This window comes from Cognatishimia sp. MH4019 (assembly GCF_020177595.1).
Classification (GTDB): domain Bacteria; phylum Pseudomonadota; class Alphaproteobacteria; order Rhodobacterales; family Rhodobacteraceae; genus JAHTBL01.
Window position 1 is genome coordinate 186,824 of record NZ_JAHTBL010000004.1, and the last position, 16,885, is coordinate 203,708.

General features: G+C 58.9%; 19 protein-coding genes. 3 read left to right on the forward strand and 16 right to left on the reverse strand.

All coding sequences use genetic code 11. The features are described 5' to 3' along the window. Positions 1-22: 22 nt before the first annotated feature. Together KUW67_RS09040 and msrA are read right to left on the reverse strand one after the other, a co-directional pair. Positions 23-520 carry a peptide-methionine (S)-S-oxide reductase gene (locus KUW67_RS09040; protein ID WP_224824964.1) on the reverse strand — a complete coding sequence of 166 codons (498 nt, stop codon included), beginning with the start codon at positions 518-520 and terminating at the stop codon, positions 23-25. Continuing rightward, complete coding sequence (gene msrA, locus KUW67_RS09045; protein ID WP_224824965.1) at positions 520-1,029, reverse strand: peptide-methionine (S)-S-oxide reductase MsrA; 510 nt, start codon at positions 1,027-1,029, stop codon at positions 520-522. Before msrA ends, KUW67_RS09040 begins: the two co-directional genes overlap by 1 nt. 126 nt (positions 1,030-1,155) lie before the next feature. On the opposite strand from msrA, the gene KUW67_RS09050 reads away from it, so the two are divergent. Continuing rightward, positions 1,156-2,328 carry a zinc ABC transporter substrate-binding protein gene (locus KUW67_RS09050; RefSeq protein ID WP_224824966.1) on the forward strand — a complete coding sequence of 391 codons (1,173 nt, stop codon included), beginning with the start codon at positions 1,156-1,158 and terminating at the stop codon, positions 2,326-2,328. On the opposite strand, the gene KUW67_RS09055 is transcribed toward KUW67_RS09050, so the two are convergent. From KUW67_RS09055 to KUW67_RS09105, 11 genes are all read right to left on the reverse strand, one after another. Continuing rightward, positions 2,325-3,209, reverse strand: coding sequence for an MBL fold metallo-hydrolase (locus tag KUW67_RS09055; protein ID WP_224824967.1), 885 nt, complete (start codon positions 3,207-3,209; stop codon positions 2,325-2,327). The genes KUW67_RS09050 and KUW67_RS09055 overlap by 4 nt on opposite strands. Before the next feature lie 9 nt (positions 3,210-3,218). Continuing rightward, positions 3,219-3,644, reverse strand: a complete 426-nt coding sequence (locus tag KUW67_RS09060; RefSeq protein ID WP_224824968.1) for a DUF6691 family protein — start codon at positions 3,642-3,644, stop codon at positions 3,219-3,221. A gap of 3 nt (positions 3,645-3,647) precedes the next feature. After that, positions 3,648-4,079, reverse strand: a complete 432-nt coding sequence (locus tag KUW67_RS09065) for a YeeE/YedE family protein (RefSeq protein WP_224824969.1) — start codon at positions 4,077-4,079, stop codon at positions 3,648-3,650. 61 nt (positions 4,080-4,140) lie between these two features. Beyond that, a complete protein-coding gene (locus tag KUW67_RS09070; RefSeq protein ID WP_224824970.1) occupies positions 4,141-5,298 on the reverse strand; it encodes a phenylacetate--CoA ligase family protein in 1,158 nt (385 codons plus the stop codon). Continuing rightward, entirely contained in the window at positions 5,286-6,110 is an 825-nt protein-coding gene (locus KUW67_RS09075) for an ABC transporter ATP-binding protein (protein WP_224824971.1), read from the reverse strand. Before KUW67_RS09075 ends, KUW67_RS09070 begins: the two co-directional genes overlap by 13 nt. Before the next feature lie 67 nt (positions 6,111-6,177). Next, positions 6,178-7,467 (reverse strand): ABC transporter substrate-binding protein, encoded by a 1,290-nt coding sequence (locus KUW67_RS09080; RefSeq protein WP_224824972.1) that lies wholly within the window; start codon positions 7,465-7,467, stop codon positions 6,178-6,180. Between the two features lie 119 nt (positions 7,468-7,586). Then, entirely contained in the window at positions 7,587-8,663 is a 1,077-nt protein-coding gene (locus tag KUW67_RS09085) for a branched-chain amino acid ABC transporter permease (RefSeq protein ID WP_224824973.1), read from the reverse strand. Next, complete coding sequence (locus KUW67_RS09090) at positions 8,663-8,908, reverse strand: hypothetical protein (protein ID WP_224824974.1); 246 nt, start codon at positions 8,906-8,908, stop codon at positions 8,663-8,665. The genes KUW67_RS09085 and KUW67_RS09090 overlap by 1 nt, the downstream gene beginning before the upstream one ends. A 2-nt stretch (positions 8,909-8,910) precedes the next feature. Then, positions 8,911-9,906, reverse strand: coding sequence for a branched-chain amino acid ABC transporter permease (locus tag KUW67_RS09095; protein WP_224824975.1), 996 nt, complete (start codon positions 9,904-9,906; stop codon positions 8,911-8,913). Between the two features lie 89 nt (positions 9,907-9,995). Then, positions 9,996-10,814: an ABC transporter ATP-binding protein gene (locus KUW67_RS09100; protein ID WP_224824976.1), complete on the reverse strand. Its 819-nt coding sequence runs from the start codon at positions 10,812-10,814 to the stop codon at positions 9,996-9,998. A gap of 30 nt (positions 10,815-10,844) precedes the next feature. Next, complete coding sequence (locus KUW67_RS09105) at positions 10,845-12,815, reverse strand: AMP-binding protein (protein WP_224824977.1); 1,971 nt, start codon at positions 12,813-12,815, stop codon at positions 10,845-10,847. Between the two features lie 192 nt (positions 12,816-13,007). On the opposite strand from KUW67_RS09105, the gene KUW67_RS09110 reads away from it, so the two are divergent. Both KUW67_RS09110 and KUW67_RS09115 read left to right on the forward strand, forming a co-directional pair. Beyond that, positions 13,008-14,060, forward strand: coding sequence for a saccharopine dehydrogenase (locus KUW67_RS09110; protein ID WP_224824978.1), 1,053 nt, complete (start codon positions 13,008-13,010; stop codon positions 14,058-14,060). 3 nt (positions 14,061-14,063) lie between these two features. Further along, positions 14,064-15,203, forward strand: a complete 1,140-nt coding sequence (locus KUW67_RS09115; protein WP_224824979.1) for a saccharopine dehydrogenase family protein — start codon at positions 14,064-14,066, stop codon at positions 15,201-15,203. Here the strand turns inward: KUW67_RS09115 and KUW67_RS09120 are convergent. The 3 genes from KUW67_RS09120 to KUW67_RS09130 form a co-directional block, all read right to left on the reverse strand. Continuing rightward, positions 15,200-15,517 (reverse strand): DUF3775 domain-containing protein, encoded by a 318-nt coding sequence (locus tag KUW67_RS09120; protein ID WP_224824980.1) that lies wholly within the window; start codon positions 15,515-15,517, stop codon positions 15,200-15,202. The two genes, KUW67_RS09115 and KUW67_RS09120, sit on opposite strands and share 4 nt — an antisense overlap. 71 nt (positions 15,518-15,588) lie before the next feature. Continuing rightward, complete coding sequence (locus KUW67_RS09125) at positions 15,589-16,320, reverse strand: SDR family NAD(P)-dependent oxidoreductase (RefSeq protein WP_224824981.1); 732 nt, start codon at positions 16,318-16,320, stop codon at positions 15,589-15,591. Further along, on the reverse strand, positions 16,317-16,880 hold the full coding sequence (locus KUW67_RS09130; protein ID WP_224824982.1) for a DUF3833 domain-containing protein: 564 nt from the start codon (positions 16,878-16,880) through the stop codon (positions 16,317-16,319). Before KUW67_RS09130 ends, KUW67_RS09125 begins: the two co-directional genes overlap by 4 nt. Positions 16,881-16,885: the final 5 nt, after the last annotated feature.

The following is a 16,885-nucleotide window of genomic DNA, read 5'->3' on the forward strand; positions in this document are numbered from 1 at the left end:
GGTATCGGGCGCGTTTGCTTTCTTATGCCGATCGCAACAAGGCAACATATTCTTTGCGAAGCATATCCAGCTTCGGATCAATATAGCGCTCGCAAAACGGTCCTCCGCGATAACGTGCAGCATAGTCCTGATAGCGCGGCTCAGAGGGTATGAAGGCCCTGAATGGCAGGACCCGCGTGACAAGCGGGGCCTCAAAGCCCTCCTGCAAACCCGCCAGAGCTGTCGCGACCACCATCGCCTGCGCATCGGAATGCACATAAACCGCGCTGCGGTATTTTCCGCGCATCTTGTGATTGGACTGGCTGGCATGGGTCCGCAGATGCACCTCCAAAAGCGCCTCCAGGGGAAGCACCTGCGGGTCAAACATCAGATCGACCGCTTCGGAATAGCTGTCATCCGGTGGTGCACTCGCGATGAACCCCTGCGTCACCGAACTGACCCCGGCGAGCGCTTGAAACACCGCTTCAGTACACCAATGGCACCCACCGCCAAGGCCAATCCGTTCTTGGGGCTGGCGCACTATTCCGCAGCGTCGCGCCGGGGCAAAACCCAGTCGGGGCGGATGAAGTGGCAGGTATAGCCGTGCGGGATACGCTCCAGATAATCCTGATGCTCTGGCTCTGCTTCCCAGAATGCGCCAACAGGCTCAACCTCGGTCACGACCTTGCCCGGCCAGTAGCCCGACGCCTCTACATCCGCAATCGTGTTCAAGGCTTCGGCCTTTTGATCCTCGTCGACATAGTAGATGGCCGACCGGTAAGACATGCCCCGGTCATTGCCTTGCCGGTTCAGTGTGGTTGGATCGTGGATCTGAAAGAAAAACTCCAGCAGACGCCGGTACGAGATCACTTCTGGATCGAACAGAATTTCGATCCCTTCCGCGTGAGTGCCGTGATTGCGATAGGTCGCGTTTGGCACGTCCCCACCGGTATAGCCCACACGGGTCGCAGTGACCCCGGGCAGCTTGCGGATCAGGTCCTGCATGCCCCAAAAGCAACCTCCAGCCAAAACGGCGCGTTTCTGTGCCATGCGATATCCTTTCATGGGTTTCGTTAAGTCTAATGTGGGGCGGTGCGGGGCGAAAATCCAGCCAACGCACAGAGCCGTGAGGTTTCCAGCTTGCGCGATATGTTACAGTATAACATAACAGGTTTCATGAAACATATCGCACCGCTGATTCTGATCTTTGCCCCGCTCACCGCTCATGCTGATGCCCCGCGCGTCGCCACTGACATCCTGCCCGTTCATGCCCTGACTGCCCGTGTGATGGATGGCGTCGGCACGCCTGATTTGATCGTGCCCGCCAACGCCTCCCCCCACGGTCACGCGATGCGCCCGTCCGAGGCGAAGGCCCTGGATGAGGCCGACCTTGTGATCTGGATCGGCGAGTCGCTGACGCCCTGGCTCGAAGGCCCGCTGGAAGCTCTGGGAGGCGACGCGCAGAAACTTGAGCTGCTTGAGGTCGAAGGCACCGTGTTGCACGACTTCCGGGAAACGGCGACGTTGGATGCCGGTGATCATGACGGCCACGATCACGACGACCATGGCCACGAAGATCACGCGGGTCACGACCATGGTGACCACGATCACGCCAAGGAAGAAGAACACGCCGGTCACGATCATGACCATGACCATGACCATGACGACCACGCGCATGACGATCACGCCGGTCACGACCATGATGACCACGACCATGCCAAAGAAGAAGAGCATGCCGGGCATGATCACGACCACGATCACGGCAAAGAGGAAGAGCATGCAGGTCACGATCATGGCGACCATGCAGGCCACGACCATCACGATCATGACCACAGCGGCGTCGACCCCCATGCTTGGCTCGACCCGGCCAACGCCCTGCTCTGGACCGATACAATCGCAGCGGCCCTGTCCGAGATCGACCCGGATAACGCAGCCGCCTATGCGGCCAATGCTGAAGCCGCACGCGCTGAAATCAGCGCCGCTCAGGCTGAGGTGACCGAAACGCTCAGCGGCGCTCAAAACGCCAGCTATGTTGTCTTCCACGACGCCTATCAGTATTTCGAACTACCCTTTGGCCTTACCCCGCTCGGCGCCATCCGCCAGGGCGACGCTGTTGATCCCAGCCCCGCCCGCATCGCCGAGTTGCGCGCCGAAATCACCGAGCGTGGGGTGACCTGCGCGATGTCCGAGCCGCAGTTCAACACGCGGATGATCGACACGGTTCTCGAAGGTACAGACGCCAAGACCGTCGAGATCGACCCGCTTGGCACCACGATCGAACAAGGTCCGGACTTTTACCCGAACCTTCTGAAAGCAATGGCAGACTCTCTGGCCAGCTGTGTCGATTAAAGGCCGTTCACCGGCACTTTAAGCATCGGATTGCCGTCCTTATCGGTCGGCACTTCACCGGCACGCATATTGACCTGCAAGGACGGGATGATCAGCTTGGGCATATCTAGCTGCGCATCCCGTTCGGTGCGGAACTTTACGAACTCTTCTTTCGTCTTTCCGCCGCCGACATGGATATTGTGCGCCTTCTCATCGCCCACGGTGGTCTCCCACGCGATATTGCGCCCGTTGGGACCGTAATCGTGGCACATGAAAAGCCGCATCTCGTCGGGTAGGCTCAAGATCTTCTGGATCGAGTCATACAACTCCTCTGCCGACCCACCCGGAAAATCGCACCGGGCCGAGCCGCCATCGGGCATGAAAAGCGTATCCCCCACAAAGGCCGCATCGCCCATCACATGAACCATACAGGCGGGCGTGTGACCTGGCGTGGCCATCACAAAGACCTCCATCCCGCCGATCCGGTAGGTGTCGCCGTCAGTGAAAAGCGCATCAAACTGAGAGCCGTCCCGCTGGAACTCCGTCCCTTCGTTGAAGACCTTGCCAAAGACGTCCTGCACGACGGTAATCTTCTCCCCGATGCCGATCTTGCCGCCCAGTTCCTGCTGGATATACGGCGCGCCGGACAGGTGGTCGGCATGGACATGCGTCTCGATGATCCATTCCAGCTCCAACCCGTTCTTGCGGATAAATGCGATGATCTGATCGGCATGCTCATAGGTGATCCGGCCCGCCGCGTAGTCGATATCCATCACGCTATCGACCACCGCGCAGGCCGTTGAGGCAGGGTCCTGCACCACATAGGAAATCGTATTTGTCGCCTCGTCGAAAAAGCCCGTCACTTTGGGCTTCACGTCCATCTTCACAGGATAGTCCATCACGTTTCTCCCTTATGCCGCGACCAGAATGCGCCGCCCGGCCCATGTCGCGACCCAGATGCCAACAACAAGCGCTGTGACGAAAATCATAACCGAAGCATTGCCCGTTCCCAAAGCCGGAAGCGCGCCGCCTGGGCAAAAGCCTGCGATGCCCCACCCGACGCCAAACATCGCCGAACCGGCAATCAGCCGCGCGTCGATGTCGTGTTTGGTGGGCAGGTGGAATTTGCTGTCCGCCAGCGGGCTCGGTTGCTTGAGAACCACGCGGTAGCCGATAAAAGTCACCACCAAAGCGCCCCCCATCACGAAGGCCAAGCTAGGATCCCATGTGCCGAAAACATCAAAGAAGTTCAGCACCTTCGCGGGGTTCGCCATGCCCGAAATCAGGATGCCGGTGCCAAAGATCAAGCCGATCAGATAGCCGAGGATCAATCGCATCTCCTAGCCCCCCACCACATGCCGGATGACAAACACTGTCACCGCCGTTGCCACCATGAACACACCCGTCGCCACCAGCGACCGGGGCGACAGACGCGCGTTCCCGCAAACGCCATGACCCGAGGTGCAGCCCGCACCAAACGTCACACCGACGCCTACGATCAAGCCCCCAACGACCAGCATCAGCGGCGTTCCCGGAACCGAAATCTCAGGCCGAAACCCGGTCACCAACGCCGCCAGTACAGGGGCCGAGATCATGCCCGCCAGCACCGCGGCCCGCCAACTCCAATCGCTGCGCGTGTAGGGAACGATAACGCCGGTCAGCACACCTGTCGCGCCCATGATCCGGCCCAGCGTTGCCATCAACAACACCGCAGACAGCCCGATCAGCGCCCCGCCCGCAAGCGACATCAGGGGAGTGAAACTCGTTTCCATCAGCGACTCCATTCATATTCGTTTTTCAGAATATGATATGCGCGTCCAATGAAATCAAGCCCTAGTCGTAGGTCCGTTGATCCTCAATCAGAACGCCATCCGCTGGAAGGCTTCCCGGAGCGACCACTTCAACCACGCCTTTCATCTTCAGCATGTCCTGAACCGCGCCCGCGTACTCCCCGCCGGGGCTTTCAACCCGCACGGTCATCACATCCGCATCGCCATCGCGCGTGGCAATCACCCGCGCACGCGTGACTTCAGGATGCGCTTTGACAAAAGCGGCAACCTGCTCGGGCCGCACGAACATGCCCTTGATCTTCGTCGTCTGATCCGCACGTCCCATCCAGCCCTTGATGCGCATATTCGTACGCCCGCAGGGGCTTTGCCCCGCCAGTACGGCGCTCATATCGCCAGTGGCAAAGCGGATCAGCGGGTAATCCGGGTTGAGCGCGGTCACGACCACCTCGCCCACCTCGCCTTCGGTGACCGGCTCACCCGTGCCGGGGGTCACGATTTCGACGATGACATGCTCGTCCACGATCATCCCTTCCATCGCCTCGGATTCGTAAGCGATATGCCCCAGATCGGCCGTGGCATAGCACTGCCGACATGTGATGCCGCGACCCGTGTAATAGTCACGCAAAGACGGAAACAGCGCCCCGCCCGAGACCGCAGCCTTGGTGATGCCCAGCGTCACACCCATTTCATCGGCTTTTTCAAGGATCACCTTCAGATAATCCGGCGTGCCAGCATAAACCGTGGTGCCAACCGCCAGCGCCGCCTCAACCTGCAATGCGGTCTGCCCCGTCCCCGCAGGTAAAACCATCGCCCCCACCGCATGGGCGCCATTCTCGAACATCGTGCCAGCGGGCGTCAGATGATAGCCAAAACAATTCTGAACCACGTCGCCTTGCCCGATACCAAGGCTGTGCAGAAACCGCCCGAACCGCCACCAGTCCTTACTGTTCCCACCGGGCTCGTAAATCGGCCCCGGCGACTGGAACACATGGCTCGCATTGCGCACGGTCAGCCCCCCGAACGGCGGCTGAGCCTTTTGCTTCTCCGCAAGCTCAGATTTGCGAAACACTGGCAAAGACGCCAGCTCGCCCAAATCCGACAGGGGCGCATCCAGCAACCCGTTCAGCGCCTCCAACTGAGCCGCCTCTCGCGCGTCCGCCGACCGCGTCTCAAAGTCGTCGAAATGGCTCACGACAGCCACCGCTTACGCCGCCGGTAAGACCGCACATCACGGAACGATTTACGCCCCTCGTCGCTCATGCCCAGGTAGAACTCCTTCACATCGGGGTTCTCGCGCAGCTCTGCCGCAGGCCCGTCCATCACGACGCGCCCGCTCTCCAGAATGTAGCCATAATGCGCAAACCGCAGCGCCACATTGGTGTTTTGCTCGGCCAGCAAAAAACTCACGCCTTCGTTCTCGTTCAGGCTCTTCACGATCCCGAAAATCTCTTCGACCAACTGCGGGGCCAGCCCCATGGACGGCTCATCCAGCAGGATCGTCTCAGGGCGGCTCATGAGCGCCCGCCCGATGGCGCACATCTGCTGTTCCCCGCCCGATGTATACCCCGCCTGGCTTTTCCGCCGCTCTTTGAGCCGCGGGAAATAATTGTAGACCAGCTCCAGATCCGCATCCACCGCCCCGCGCCCGTCGCGCCGCGTATAAGCGCCGGTCAGCAGGTTTTCCTCAACCGTCAGATGCTCAAAACAATGCCGCCCTTCCATGACCTGAATAACGCCCCGCTTCACCAGATCAGACGGAGAGCTGTCCTGCACCGGCGCCCCACGATACTCAATCGAGCCTTTGGTGACCTCCCCGCGCTCGGAATGCAGCAGGTTGGAAATCGCCTTGAGCGTCGTGGTCTTACCCGCGCCATTGCCGCCCAGCAAAGCGGTGATGCCGCCTTTCGGTACACTCAGGCTCACGCCCTTCAACACGAGGATCACGTGATTATAAATCACCTCGATATTGTTGACCTCAAGAAGCGTCTCTTCGGTCTTTCCAGCGTCCAGCATGGGCTTTCACCTTTGCAAAAATACTCAAAGTCCCCGGCCCGCCGTCAAGCGGACCGGGGCCGTTATCTTAGCTGTCTGCGCAAGCAGGCGTGATGTTGTTCTCCGCCGCAAACGCTTCGCTATCTTCCATGATCAGCGGCTGGATGACGTCTTTGTCGGACGTGATCCAATCAGTGATGATGTTCCACTCCTGTGCAACTGCATCCCACTGCTGGATCTTGCCTTGGCCCGATCCACCGTGGTTTTCGCAAGACACGCTGAAGGCCGGCCCAAAGTTCGGCATGCCCAGCTCGGCCATGCGCTCCTCGGTCATCTCCAACGCGGCCATGCCGTCGCGCATCATCGCAGGCGTGATATCGGTCTCACCATGGATTTCCTGCGCTTTGCGAGCGGCTTCAGCCGCCAGCATTGCCGCATAGAAACCACGGTTATAAAGCACCGTGCCAACCTGATCGCCCGCACCTGCTGCTTTACCAGCGTCGATCACATATTGCTGTAGATCGGCGTAAATCGGGTAATCCGTGCCAATGTTGTGCATGTTCAGCGACTTGTAGCCATTCGCCGCTTCGCCCGCAGGCAGCACGTCATTTTCCGAGCCGGACCACCAGACGCCGATGAAGTTCTCCATCGGGAAGCGGATGTTGGCGGCTTCTTGAATGGCGACCTGGTTCATCACGCCCCAGCCCCACATGATCACATAATCCGGACGCTCGCGGCGGATTTGCAGCCACTGGGATTTCTGCTCCTGACCGGGGTGGTCGACGGCAATCGTTGTCAGCTCATAACCGTGCTTGGAGGACAGCTCCTCCAGTGTGCGGATCGGCTCCTTGCCGTAGGCCGAGTTGTGATAGACCAGCGAGATTTTCTTGCCTGAGATATCCCCACCGTTCTCCTCAAGCAGGTGCTTGATGGCAATCGACGCCCCATCCCAGTAGTTCGCGGGATAATTGAAGACGTTGTTGAAGACCTTGCCGTTGGCAGCCGAGGTCCGGCCATAGCCCATCGTGTGAAGCGGGATGCCGTCAGCCTCGACCTTGGGGATCAGCTGATAGGTGATGCCGGTGGACAGCGGCTGATACACAAGCGAGCCTTCGCCCTTGGTTGCCTCATAGCACTCCACGCCCTTCTCGGTGTTGTATCCCGTCTCACATTCGATGACGCGGGTCATGACGCCACCGATGCCACCATCCCGCTCGTTCAGCAGCGTGAAGTAATCGGCATAGCCATCCGCGAACGGAATACCGCCCGCCGCGTAAGGTCCGGTGCGGTAGCTGAGCGACGGGAACACAAGGTCCGCCAGCACAGGGCTTGCCGCCATCACAGCGGCCACGGCCATTGTTGCAAGTCTCTTTTTCATTTTGGTCTCCTCCCTAAGGAACTCCAGTTAATGTCTGCCGGGGTGCACCCCGATCTCTGTTTCAGCGATCCCGCCCCGGACCAGATCCGGGGCCTCGCGCCATTTCTGATTGCCGCCGCTTAATGCGGGAACGGCCACAGTCTTAGTTTCTCTTTCGCCAGCTTCCAAAGCTGCGCCAGCCCGTGCGGTTCAGCAATCAGGAAGATGATGATCAACGCGCCGACGATCACGAACTCGAAATGCGTGGCCAGCGCCGTGTCCCATCCCAAGCCGCCGACCAGCACGTTCTTCAAAAGCACCGGCAGCAGCACCATGAACGCCGCCCCTGCGAACGCGCCGAAGATTGAGCCCAAGCCGCCGATGATGATCATGAACAGCACAAGGAACGACTTGTTGATGCCATACGCCTCGCCCACTTCGACCGCGCCAAGATAGACGGCAAACAGCAATGCCCCCGCGATGCCGATGAAGAAGGAACTAACCGCAAAGGCCGTCAGCTTGGCTTTCAACGGGTTCACGCCAATGATTTCAGCCGCGATATCCATATCGCGGATCGCCATCCACGACCGCCCAATGGTGCCCCGCGTCAGGTTCCGCGCAAGCCACGCGCAGCCCGTCACAAAGACAAGGCACACCATATATTTCGCCCAAGCCTCGACATTCGGGCCGGTGACGGGCACGCCGAACACAAACCGCTCCGGCGCGCTGATCTGGCCAGAGGCCGAGTAGTTGTAGAACCACGGCACCTTGTTGAACATCCACACAAGGAAGAACTGCGCCGCCAGTGTGGCCACCGCCAAATAGAACCCTTTGATGCGCAAGGATGGCAGGCCAAAGAGCACGCCCACCCCTGCCGTAATGAAGCCCGCCAGCAGCAGATGGATCATGATCGAGACATCCGGAAATGCCGTCATGAGCTTGTAGCAAGCGTATCCGCCCACAGCCATGAAGCCACCGGTGCCCAGTGACACCTGCCCGCAATAGCCCGTCAGAATGTTCAGCCCAATCGCGGCAATCGCGTAGATCAGGAATGGTACCATGACCGCATTGGCCCAGTAATCATTGATGATGAACGGGATGATCCCGAAGGCGACGACCAGCACGAAATAATAGCGATACCGATCAAACGCGATGGGAAAGGTCTGGCTGTCATCCACATAGGACGTCTTGAAATCACCTGCCTCGCGGTAAAACATCAGGCGGTCTCCTCGTCGTCATAAGTGGGCGTGGCGCGGTTCGCGCGCTTGGCATAGCCCTTCGCCTCGGCATGTCGAACCAGCCAGAAATACGCGAAAATGCCGATGGCAGCGCCAGCAGCGGCCAATATCACCGCCGTCATCATCTGTCCGGTATTCGCCGGATCAGCCGTCAGCGCGAGATAGCCAAAAGCCCAAAAGCCCGACCAAGCCACCACATTCAAAATCGCAATCAGCTTGCTCATGGTCACACCCTCTCGATGATTTTTTCGCCGAACAGCCCTTGAGGCCGGAAGACGAGGAACAACAGCGCCAGCACATAGGCGAACCAGTTTTCGGTCGCGCCCCCGATCATGGGACCGATGGTGAACTCAAAGAGCTTTTCGCCGACCCCGATAATCAACCCGCCGACAATCGCGCCGGGGATTGAGGTGAATCCGCCCAGCATCAGCACTGGCAGCGCCTTCAACGCGATCAGCGAAAGCGAGAACTGAACGCCCGATTTCGCGCCCCACATGATGCCTGCGACCAGTGCCACGAAGCCTGCAAGCGACCAGACCAGCACCCAGATGAAGTTGAGCGAAATACCCACGCTCAATGCCGCCTGGTGGTCATCCGCCACCGCCCGCATCGCGCGGCCTTGCTTGGTGTATTGCGCGAACGCGACCAGTGCGATGACCAGCACAGCCGCGACCAAAGCGGCAACCATATCCAGCTTGTCGATGAAGAACCCGAAAAAGTTGTCGGTGCCAAGGAAGGCCGTATTCTCCTCCACCCAGATCGAGGCACCCTGCGGCAGGCCCACATCCAGCTTCTTGATCTCGGAGCCCCACATCAGATCCCCGACCCCTTCAAGGAAATAGGCCAAGCCAATGGTCGCCATGAACAGAATGATCGGCTCTTGGTTCACCAGATGGCGCATCACGAAATGGTTCACCGCCCAGGCAAAGAAGATCATCAACACCATGGTTAATAGTATCGCCGCCAGCGCTGGCACGTTCCAGCCAAAGTAATGCACCTCCGTGCCGAAGATCGCGTTGATCAGATGCGCAAACGGCACCTGCCCTTCCATGATCCCGACGAGGGTGAGCGCTGCGAACAGCGCCATCACACCTTGCGCATAGTTGAAGATACCGGACGCTTTGAAAATCAAAACGAAACCTAGGGCGACCAGCGCGTAAAGGACCCCCGCCATGAGGCCGTTCAGGACAACCTCGACCCCAAAGAGAAACTGATCAGGCATCGACGCCTCCGTTCAATATGTCCATACAGGTGCCATACGCCAGCCATACCCGAACCAGACGCAAACCATACGGGCTGTCCGCGCTCAAATCAGTCATGGGCCACCCCCAGATATGCGTCGATCACGTCTTGATTGTTGCGCACCTCATCGGGGGTGCCGTCCCCGATTTTCTTGCCGTAATCCATCACGACCACGCGGTCTGACAGGTCCATCACAACGCCCATGTCATGCTCGATCAGGGCGATGGTGGTGCTGAATTCGTCATTCACATCCAGGATGAAGCGCGACATGTCTTCCTTCTCTTCGACATTCATCCCCGCCATGGGTTCATCCAGCAGCAAGAGCTTGGGTTCGGCGGCCAGCGCGCGGGCCAGCTCGACCCGCTTTTTCAGACCGTAAGGCAGCCGCCCCACCGGGGTTTTGCGGATGTGCTGAATTTCAAGGAAGTCTATGATTTTCTCGACTTTTTCGCGCTGCGCGGTCTCTTCGGCTTGCGCCTTGCCCCACCAGATCGCCTGCTGGAACATGTTGGTTTTCATATGCGTCAGACGGCCCGTCATCACGTTGTCCAGAACGCTCATGCCTTCAAACAAGGCGATGTTCTGGAACGTCCGCGCGATGCCCTGCTGGGCCACCTGATAGGGCTTCATCGAAGGGCGTTTCTTCCCGTGAAACCAAACCTCGCCCTCTTGCGGATGATAGAAGCCACTGATGACATTCAACATCGAGGATTTGCCCGCCCCGTTCGGCCCGATAATCGCGCGGATTTCCCCTTCGCGAATATCGAAAGAGATATCCTTGATCGCCACCACCCCACCAAACCGCAGCGTGATGTTCTTCATCTCCATCATGACGCCGCCAATCTTGCGCCCATCCTCGGTGATGTAGCCGTCAGCCATGTCTTTCATGATGCTACCCGCTTGTTTTCGCGCATGAAATCACTCCGCCGCTATCTGCTGTTGATCTGCCAGGACTTTCACGTCGCGCAGCTCAAGCGTTGCCTTGATCGACCCTTTGCGCCCGTCCTCATAGGTCACTTCCGTCACCGTCGAGACCGTCTCGGAGCCGTCGTAAAGCGCGTTAATCAAGTCGGCGAACTTCTCCTCCACAATCCGGCGGCGCACCTTGCGGGTGCGGGTCATTTCGCCGTCATCGGCGTCCAGCTCCTTATGGAGGACCAGAAAACGGTGAATCTGACAGCCTGAGAGCATTTCGTCCTGCGCCACGCTCTCATTGACCTCTTCCACATGGGACTGGATGGTCGCCAGAACCTGCGGATGGCCCGCGAGTTCCTGATAGCTGGCATAGGCGATGTTGTTGCGCTCTGCCCAGTTGCCGACGGCGGTCAGATCAATGTTAATAAATGCTGTGCACATCGCACGGTCAGCCCCGAAGACCACAGCCTCCAGAATATTGGGGAAGAACTTGAGCTTGTTCTCTACATATTTCGGCGCAAAGAGCCGCCCATCGGCCATCTTGCCCACGTCCTTGGCCCGGTCGATGATACGTAACTGACCGGTTTCTGGCTCGATGAACCCCGCGTCCCCCGTGGCGACCCAGCCTTCCGCATCCTTTGTATCAGTAGTGCTGTCGGCGTTCTTGAAATACTCCACAAACACGCCCGGAGAGCGGTAATAGACCTCGCCATTATCGGCGATTTTCAACTCCACACCGGGTGTCGGTGTGCCGACGGTATCCGACCGCACCTCACCGTCTTTTTGCTGCGTGATGAAGACCGACGCTTCGGTCTGGCCATAAAGCTGCTTCAGGTTGATCCCCAAAGAGCGATAAAAATCAAAGAGTTCCGGGCCAATCGCTTCCCCCGCCGTATAACCGACGCGCACCTTGGAAAGTCCAAGCGTGTTTTTCAACGGACCGTATACAAACAGATTGCCCAGCGCATATTTGAGCTTGTCCATACCGCTCACGCTTTGCCCATCGAGCAGTTTCGGGCCAACCTCTTTGGCATGCGCCATGAATGTATGGAAAAGCCACTTCTTGAAGCGGCTTGCATCCTCCATCCGGATCATCACGTTGGTCAGTTGCGTCTCGAAAATCCGCGGTGGCGCAAAATAGTAAGACGGCCCGATCTCGCGCAGATCGGTCATCATCGTGCCCGCACTTTCGGGGCAGTTCACACAGAACCCGGTCCAATAAGCCTGTCCGATGGAAAAGATGAAATCACCGACCCACGCCATAGGCAGATAGGCCAAAACCTCGTCTCCCGGCAGCAAGTTGTCGAACTCGGCAGAGTTCTTCGAGGTCTCGATGATATTGCGGTTCGACAGAACCACGCCCTTGGGCCGTCCCGTCGTGCCAGAGGTGTAAAGCATCACACAGGTATCGTCATACCCAAGGCTCTGCCAGCGTGCGTCCAGCTCTTTGTCGAAGCGCTCATGGGCGGCCTTACCGGTCGCCTGAACATCGCCCAGCGCGTTCATATGGGTGTGGTCGTACTTCCGCATGCCCCGGCGGTCGTGATAGATGATCTGGTCGATCCCAGTCACGGTTTCCTGCACCTCGATGACCTTATCGACCTGCTCCTGATCACCCACGATCACAAAGCGCGCGCCGCAATGCTCCAGCACATAAGCCATCTCTTCGGCGACAGCGTCCTGATACAAAGGCACAGGCACCGCACCGCACATCTGCGCGGCGACCATCGACCAGTACATCGCCGGCCGATTGCGCCCGATGATGGCGATGAAGTCGCCTTTCTCAACGCCCAATTCCAACAGGCCAAGCGCAATGGCCCTGATCTCGGCCTCGGCCTCGCGCCAGGTCCAGCTTTGCCAGATACCAAACTCCTTCTCGCGGTAAGCGGGCTTGTCGCCAAACGCCGACACGTTGCGCGCAAGAAGATGCGGAATAGAGACCAACGCCCCTTCGGACGCAGCAGTCGTTGTCATCGTGAAGTCCTCCCAGACCTGCACTTTGGCAGTTCCCGCTCACTCGCAGGGTGAGTGGATGATGGGACGGCTGTGACGTTCCGTCAAATGATTTTTTTGAACACTTGTTCAGTTATCGCTCACAGTGGTTTGGTATGGGCATTGGCATCAGGGCAAATTTTGCCTAAGCCTTTGGTAAATCGGGAGGGATGCATGACACATCTTTGGGTGCGCGCGGAAGAGCGGGAGCATGAGCAACGCGTCGGGCTGACACCGGAAGGCGCAAAGGCACTTCTGGACGCTGGGGTGCATGTAACCGTCGAGGAAAGCACCGTACGGGCGATTCCCTTGCAGGGCTATGTTGATGCCGGTTGCGAGATCGCGCCCGAGAATTCATGGCGGCAAGCCCCGGACGATGCGATTGTCTTCGGGCTTAAAGAATTGCCCGAAGACGGACGCCCCCTTACCCACCGCCACATCATGTTTGGTCATGCCTACAAGGGGCAGCCATCCGGCAAGCAGTTGCTTGAGCGTTTCAAGGCGGGCGGCGGAACCCTTTACGATCTGGAGTATCTGGTGGCCGAGGATGGTCGCAGGGTTGCAGCCTTCGGGTATTGGGCAGGCTATGCAGGCGCGGCTGTCGCGCTGAAATGCTGGGCTGCTCAGCAGCGGGACGAGATTTGCGGACCTGTTGGCGTCTATGACAGCTCAAAGCATCTGCTGGCCGATCTGCAAACCGACCTGAACGGGGCGTTCACCCGCCCCACTGCGCTGATCATTGGGGCGTTGGGCCGTGTTGGCACCGGGGCAGCGGACCTGTGCACGCATATGGGCGTGCCGGTCACCGGCTGGGACATTGCCGAGACCGCGCATGGTGGGCCCTTCCCCGAAATCCTGCAGCATGAGCTGTTCTTCAACTGCATCCTCGCGCGCCCCGGAACGCCTGTGTTCGTGCCTGCATCTGCCAAGACCGCTCAGCGCAAGCTCAGCGTGATCGGCGATATCGCCTGCGATCCCGACAGCGATTTCAACCCGATCAAGGTGTATGATCGCGTCACGACATGGGAGGAACCGGCCCTGCGCGTTCACGCATCCCCGATGCTGGATGTGACCGCTATCGACAATCTGCCCTCGATGCTGCCTGTTGAAAGCTCTGAGGATTATGCGGGGCAATTGCTCCCCACGCTGCTGCAATTGGATGCGATCGACAAAGGCGTCTGGGGCCGCGCGAAGGCGACATTCGACACTCATATTGAAAAGGTTTGAGCCATGACGATCCATTGGTGCGGCACCGGTCTATCTGCAATCCCCGGCCTGCGTCGGCTGATTGAGGCAGGTCACGAGGTGACCGTCTGGAATCGGACGGTCGAGAAAGCGCAAGACGCCGTGGGCGATCTGACCCAGCGCATTCAGGCCTTTGACATCGACGTGCTGGGGGCCGAAGTGCAGCCGGGCGACGTGATCGTGTCGATGCTGCCCGGCGATTGGCACGTGCCGCTGGCCGAGCTGGCGATTGCCAAAGGCGCGCATTTCGTCAGCTCCAGCTATATCGCGCCCGAAATGCGCGCGCTGCATGCCAAGGCAGAAGCGGCAGGTGTGTCGCTTGTGAACGAGGTTGGTCTGGACCCCGGCATTGATCATCTGATGGCCCATTGGCTGGTCGCGGATTACCGCGCGTCGGAGGCTTATGACGCGGGCAACGTGCTGTCCTTCATCTCGTATTGCGGGGGCATTCCAAAGCACCCCAACCCGTTCCGCTACAAGTTTAGCTGGGCGCCTTTGGGCGTGCTGAAAGCGCTGCGCTCACCGTCGAAATCCCTGCGCGATTTCAAAGCGTTCGACGTGGCGCGCCCATGGGATGCAATCAGCAGCTACATGGCTCCGCTAGAGGTGGCCGAGAGCTTTGAGGTCTACCCCAACCGCGACTCGCTGCCCTTCATGGAGGACTACAAGTTCGACGCCGCGTGGAAGGTCCGCGATTTCGTGCGAGGCACCTTGCGCCTGAACGGTTGGAAAGACGCGTGGACGCCGGTCTTTCAAGAGATTGAAACGCTGGAAGGCCCCACGGGCGAGGCACGGCTCAAGGAAATGGCCGACCAGTTCTGGGCGGAAAACGCCTATGACGAAGGCGAGCCGGACCGAGTGGTTCTATGCGTTTCACTACAGGCCGAGCGGGATGGCAAAGCGGTTTATCACAAGACCTACGCCATGGACGCCTGGGGCGACGAGAACGGCACCGCAATGGCGCGGCTTGTCTCGATCCCGGTGTCCTTGGGTGTCGAGGCGGTGATGAATGGCCAAATGCCAGCAGGCGTTTCAGCAGCGCCCAGCGATCCGGCACTTTTCAACGCATGGCTCAGCGCAGTGGACGAGCTGGCCCAACACCTCGCGGTCGTCGATCACATCTAAAGCAGATCATCCTCGGCGTCGGTGGCACTGATGCCCAGCGCGTCCAGACCATTCTCAAGATGATCGGCCAGATGCGGCGTTCCCAGCAGGTAATCTGCGGTGGGCGTCGTCGCCTCTTCGCGCGCGGTGGCTTTGGCTTCCTCCAGATCATCCGCGTCGAAACTGTCGCGCCCAATCCACATCACGGCAACAAGCGAGGCTTGTTCGTCCTCGTTGAGATTGTCGATAAAGCCGCGCAGTTCCGGCTCGGCCCGCTCCATCTCGCGGGCGTAAAGGATCACTTGCGCGATCTTGGATGTGTTGATGTCGAGCATGTTTGCCTCCCAGAGTCGTTACGAAACCCTAGCCTGCAGACTGGCCAAACCCTTTGATCTGGAACAAGCGATTACGCAAAAATGCGGTAGTAAAGCCAATCGGGCAGGAACTGACTGACCCGGAAGAACCACGAAAAGAGCATCGGAAAGCTCTTTTTGAAGCTGTCATCATTCATATGCTCGAAGAATTCCTTGGCGGCGTCCTCCGGCTCCATGATGAAGGGCATGGAGAAGTCGTTCTTCTCGGTCAGGCGCGTTTTGATGAAGCCAGGATTCACGATCTGGACCTTGACCCCGGTGTTGCGCAAATCTGCGTGCATGGATTCCGCCAGATACATGACGCCCGCTTTTGATGCGCCATAGCCCACTGTGCCGGGCAAGCCACGGAAGCCAGACAGGCTGCCGGTCAGCACGATGTGGCCTTTGTCTTTCTCCAGCATGTCGCCAATAACCGAGCCGACCACGCGGAATGCGCCTGTGAAATTCACATCCGCCATCGTTTCGGCTTTTTCGATGTCCCATTCATGCACTTTCATGGGCCAGTAAATGCCAGCCAGAAACACGACGCCGTCGATCTCTCCGACCTCTTTGGCGGCGGCTTTAACGCTTTCGCGGTCCGACACATCGACCGTGACGTAAGACGCCTTTCCGGGAAGCTCTGCGACCAGCTCTTTCAGCCGGTCTTCCGAGCGGGCCGAGACAATTACCTCGACGCCCGCACGGCTCATCACTTCTGCCACCGCGCGTCCGAGCCCTTCACTTGCTCCGACCAGCCAATAGCGCTTCCCATTCCAGTCTGTCACGTCGTTTCCTTTTTCCTCATCGTGGCGACCAATTCTGCCACCTTGAACCCAAATTTGCGGAACTGGCTGCGATTCATGATCGACCCGTTCTCGACCAGATACATCCAGTCTGTCGCATCCAGCACATGCCCGCCTGCATCCTCGCCCAGCTTGATGCGGTAGTTTAACTGCACCGCAGAGCCTTGCTGCTTGCCGGTGCCCGCCCCGATCACATCTGGCGCTTCGGCCTTGATGGAGCCATCATTGCCCAGCGTCAGCGTCCACTGGCGTTCCTGGGTGCTGCCACTGTCATAACGGAACACTTCCTTCATGGTTCCAACATTGCCATTCCACTCGGCCTCGAAGTCGCCCACAAAGCGCGACGATACGCGGCCCGTGGGGCCATAGATCACACCTTCGCAGATGATCGGGCCGCTCAGATGTTCGCGAATATCGAACTGAGGGCCTTTACCCTCGTAGTCATCCGGGCTTTGCGCCTTGAAAGAGAGATAACGGTTCTTGCTCCACAACACCGCGATAACGAGGGCGATGCCAAGGAGGATGTAAATCACATAATCCATGGGTC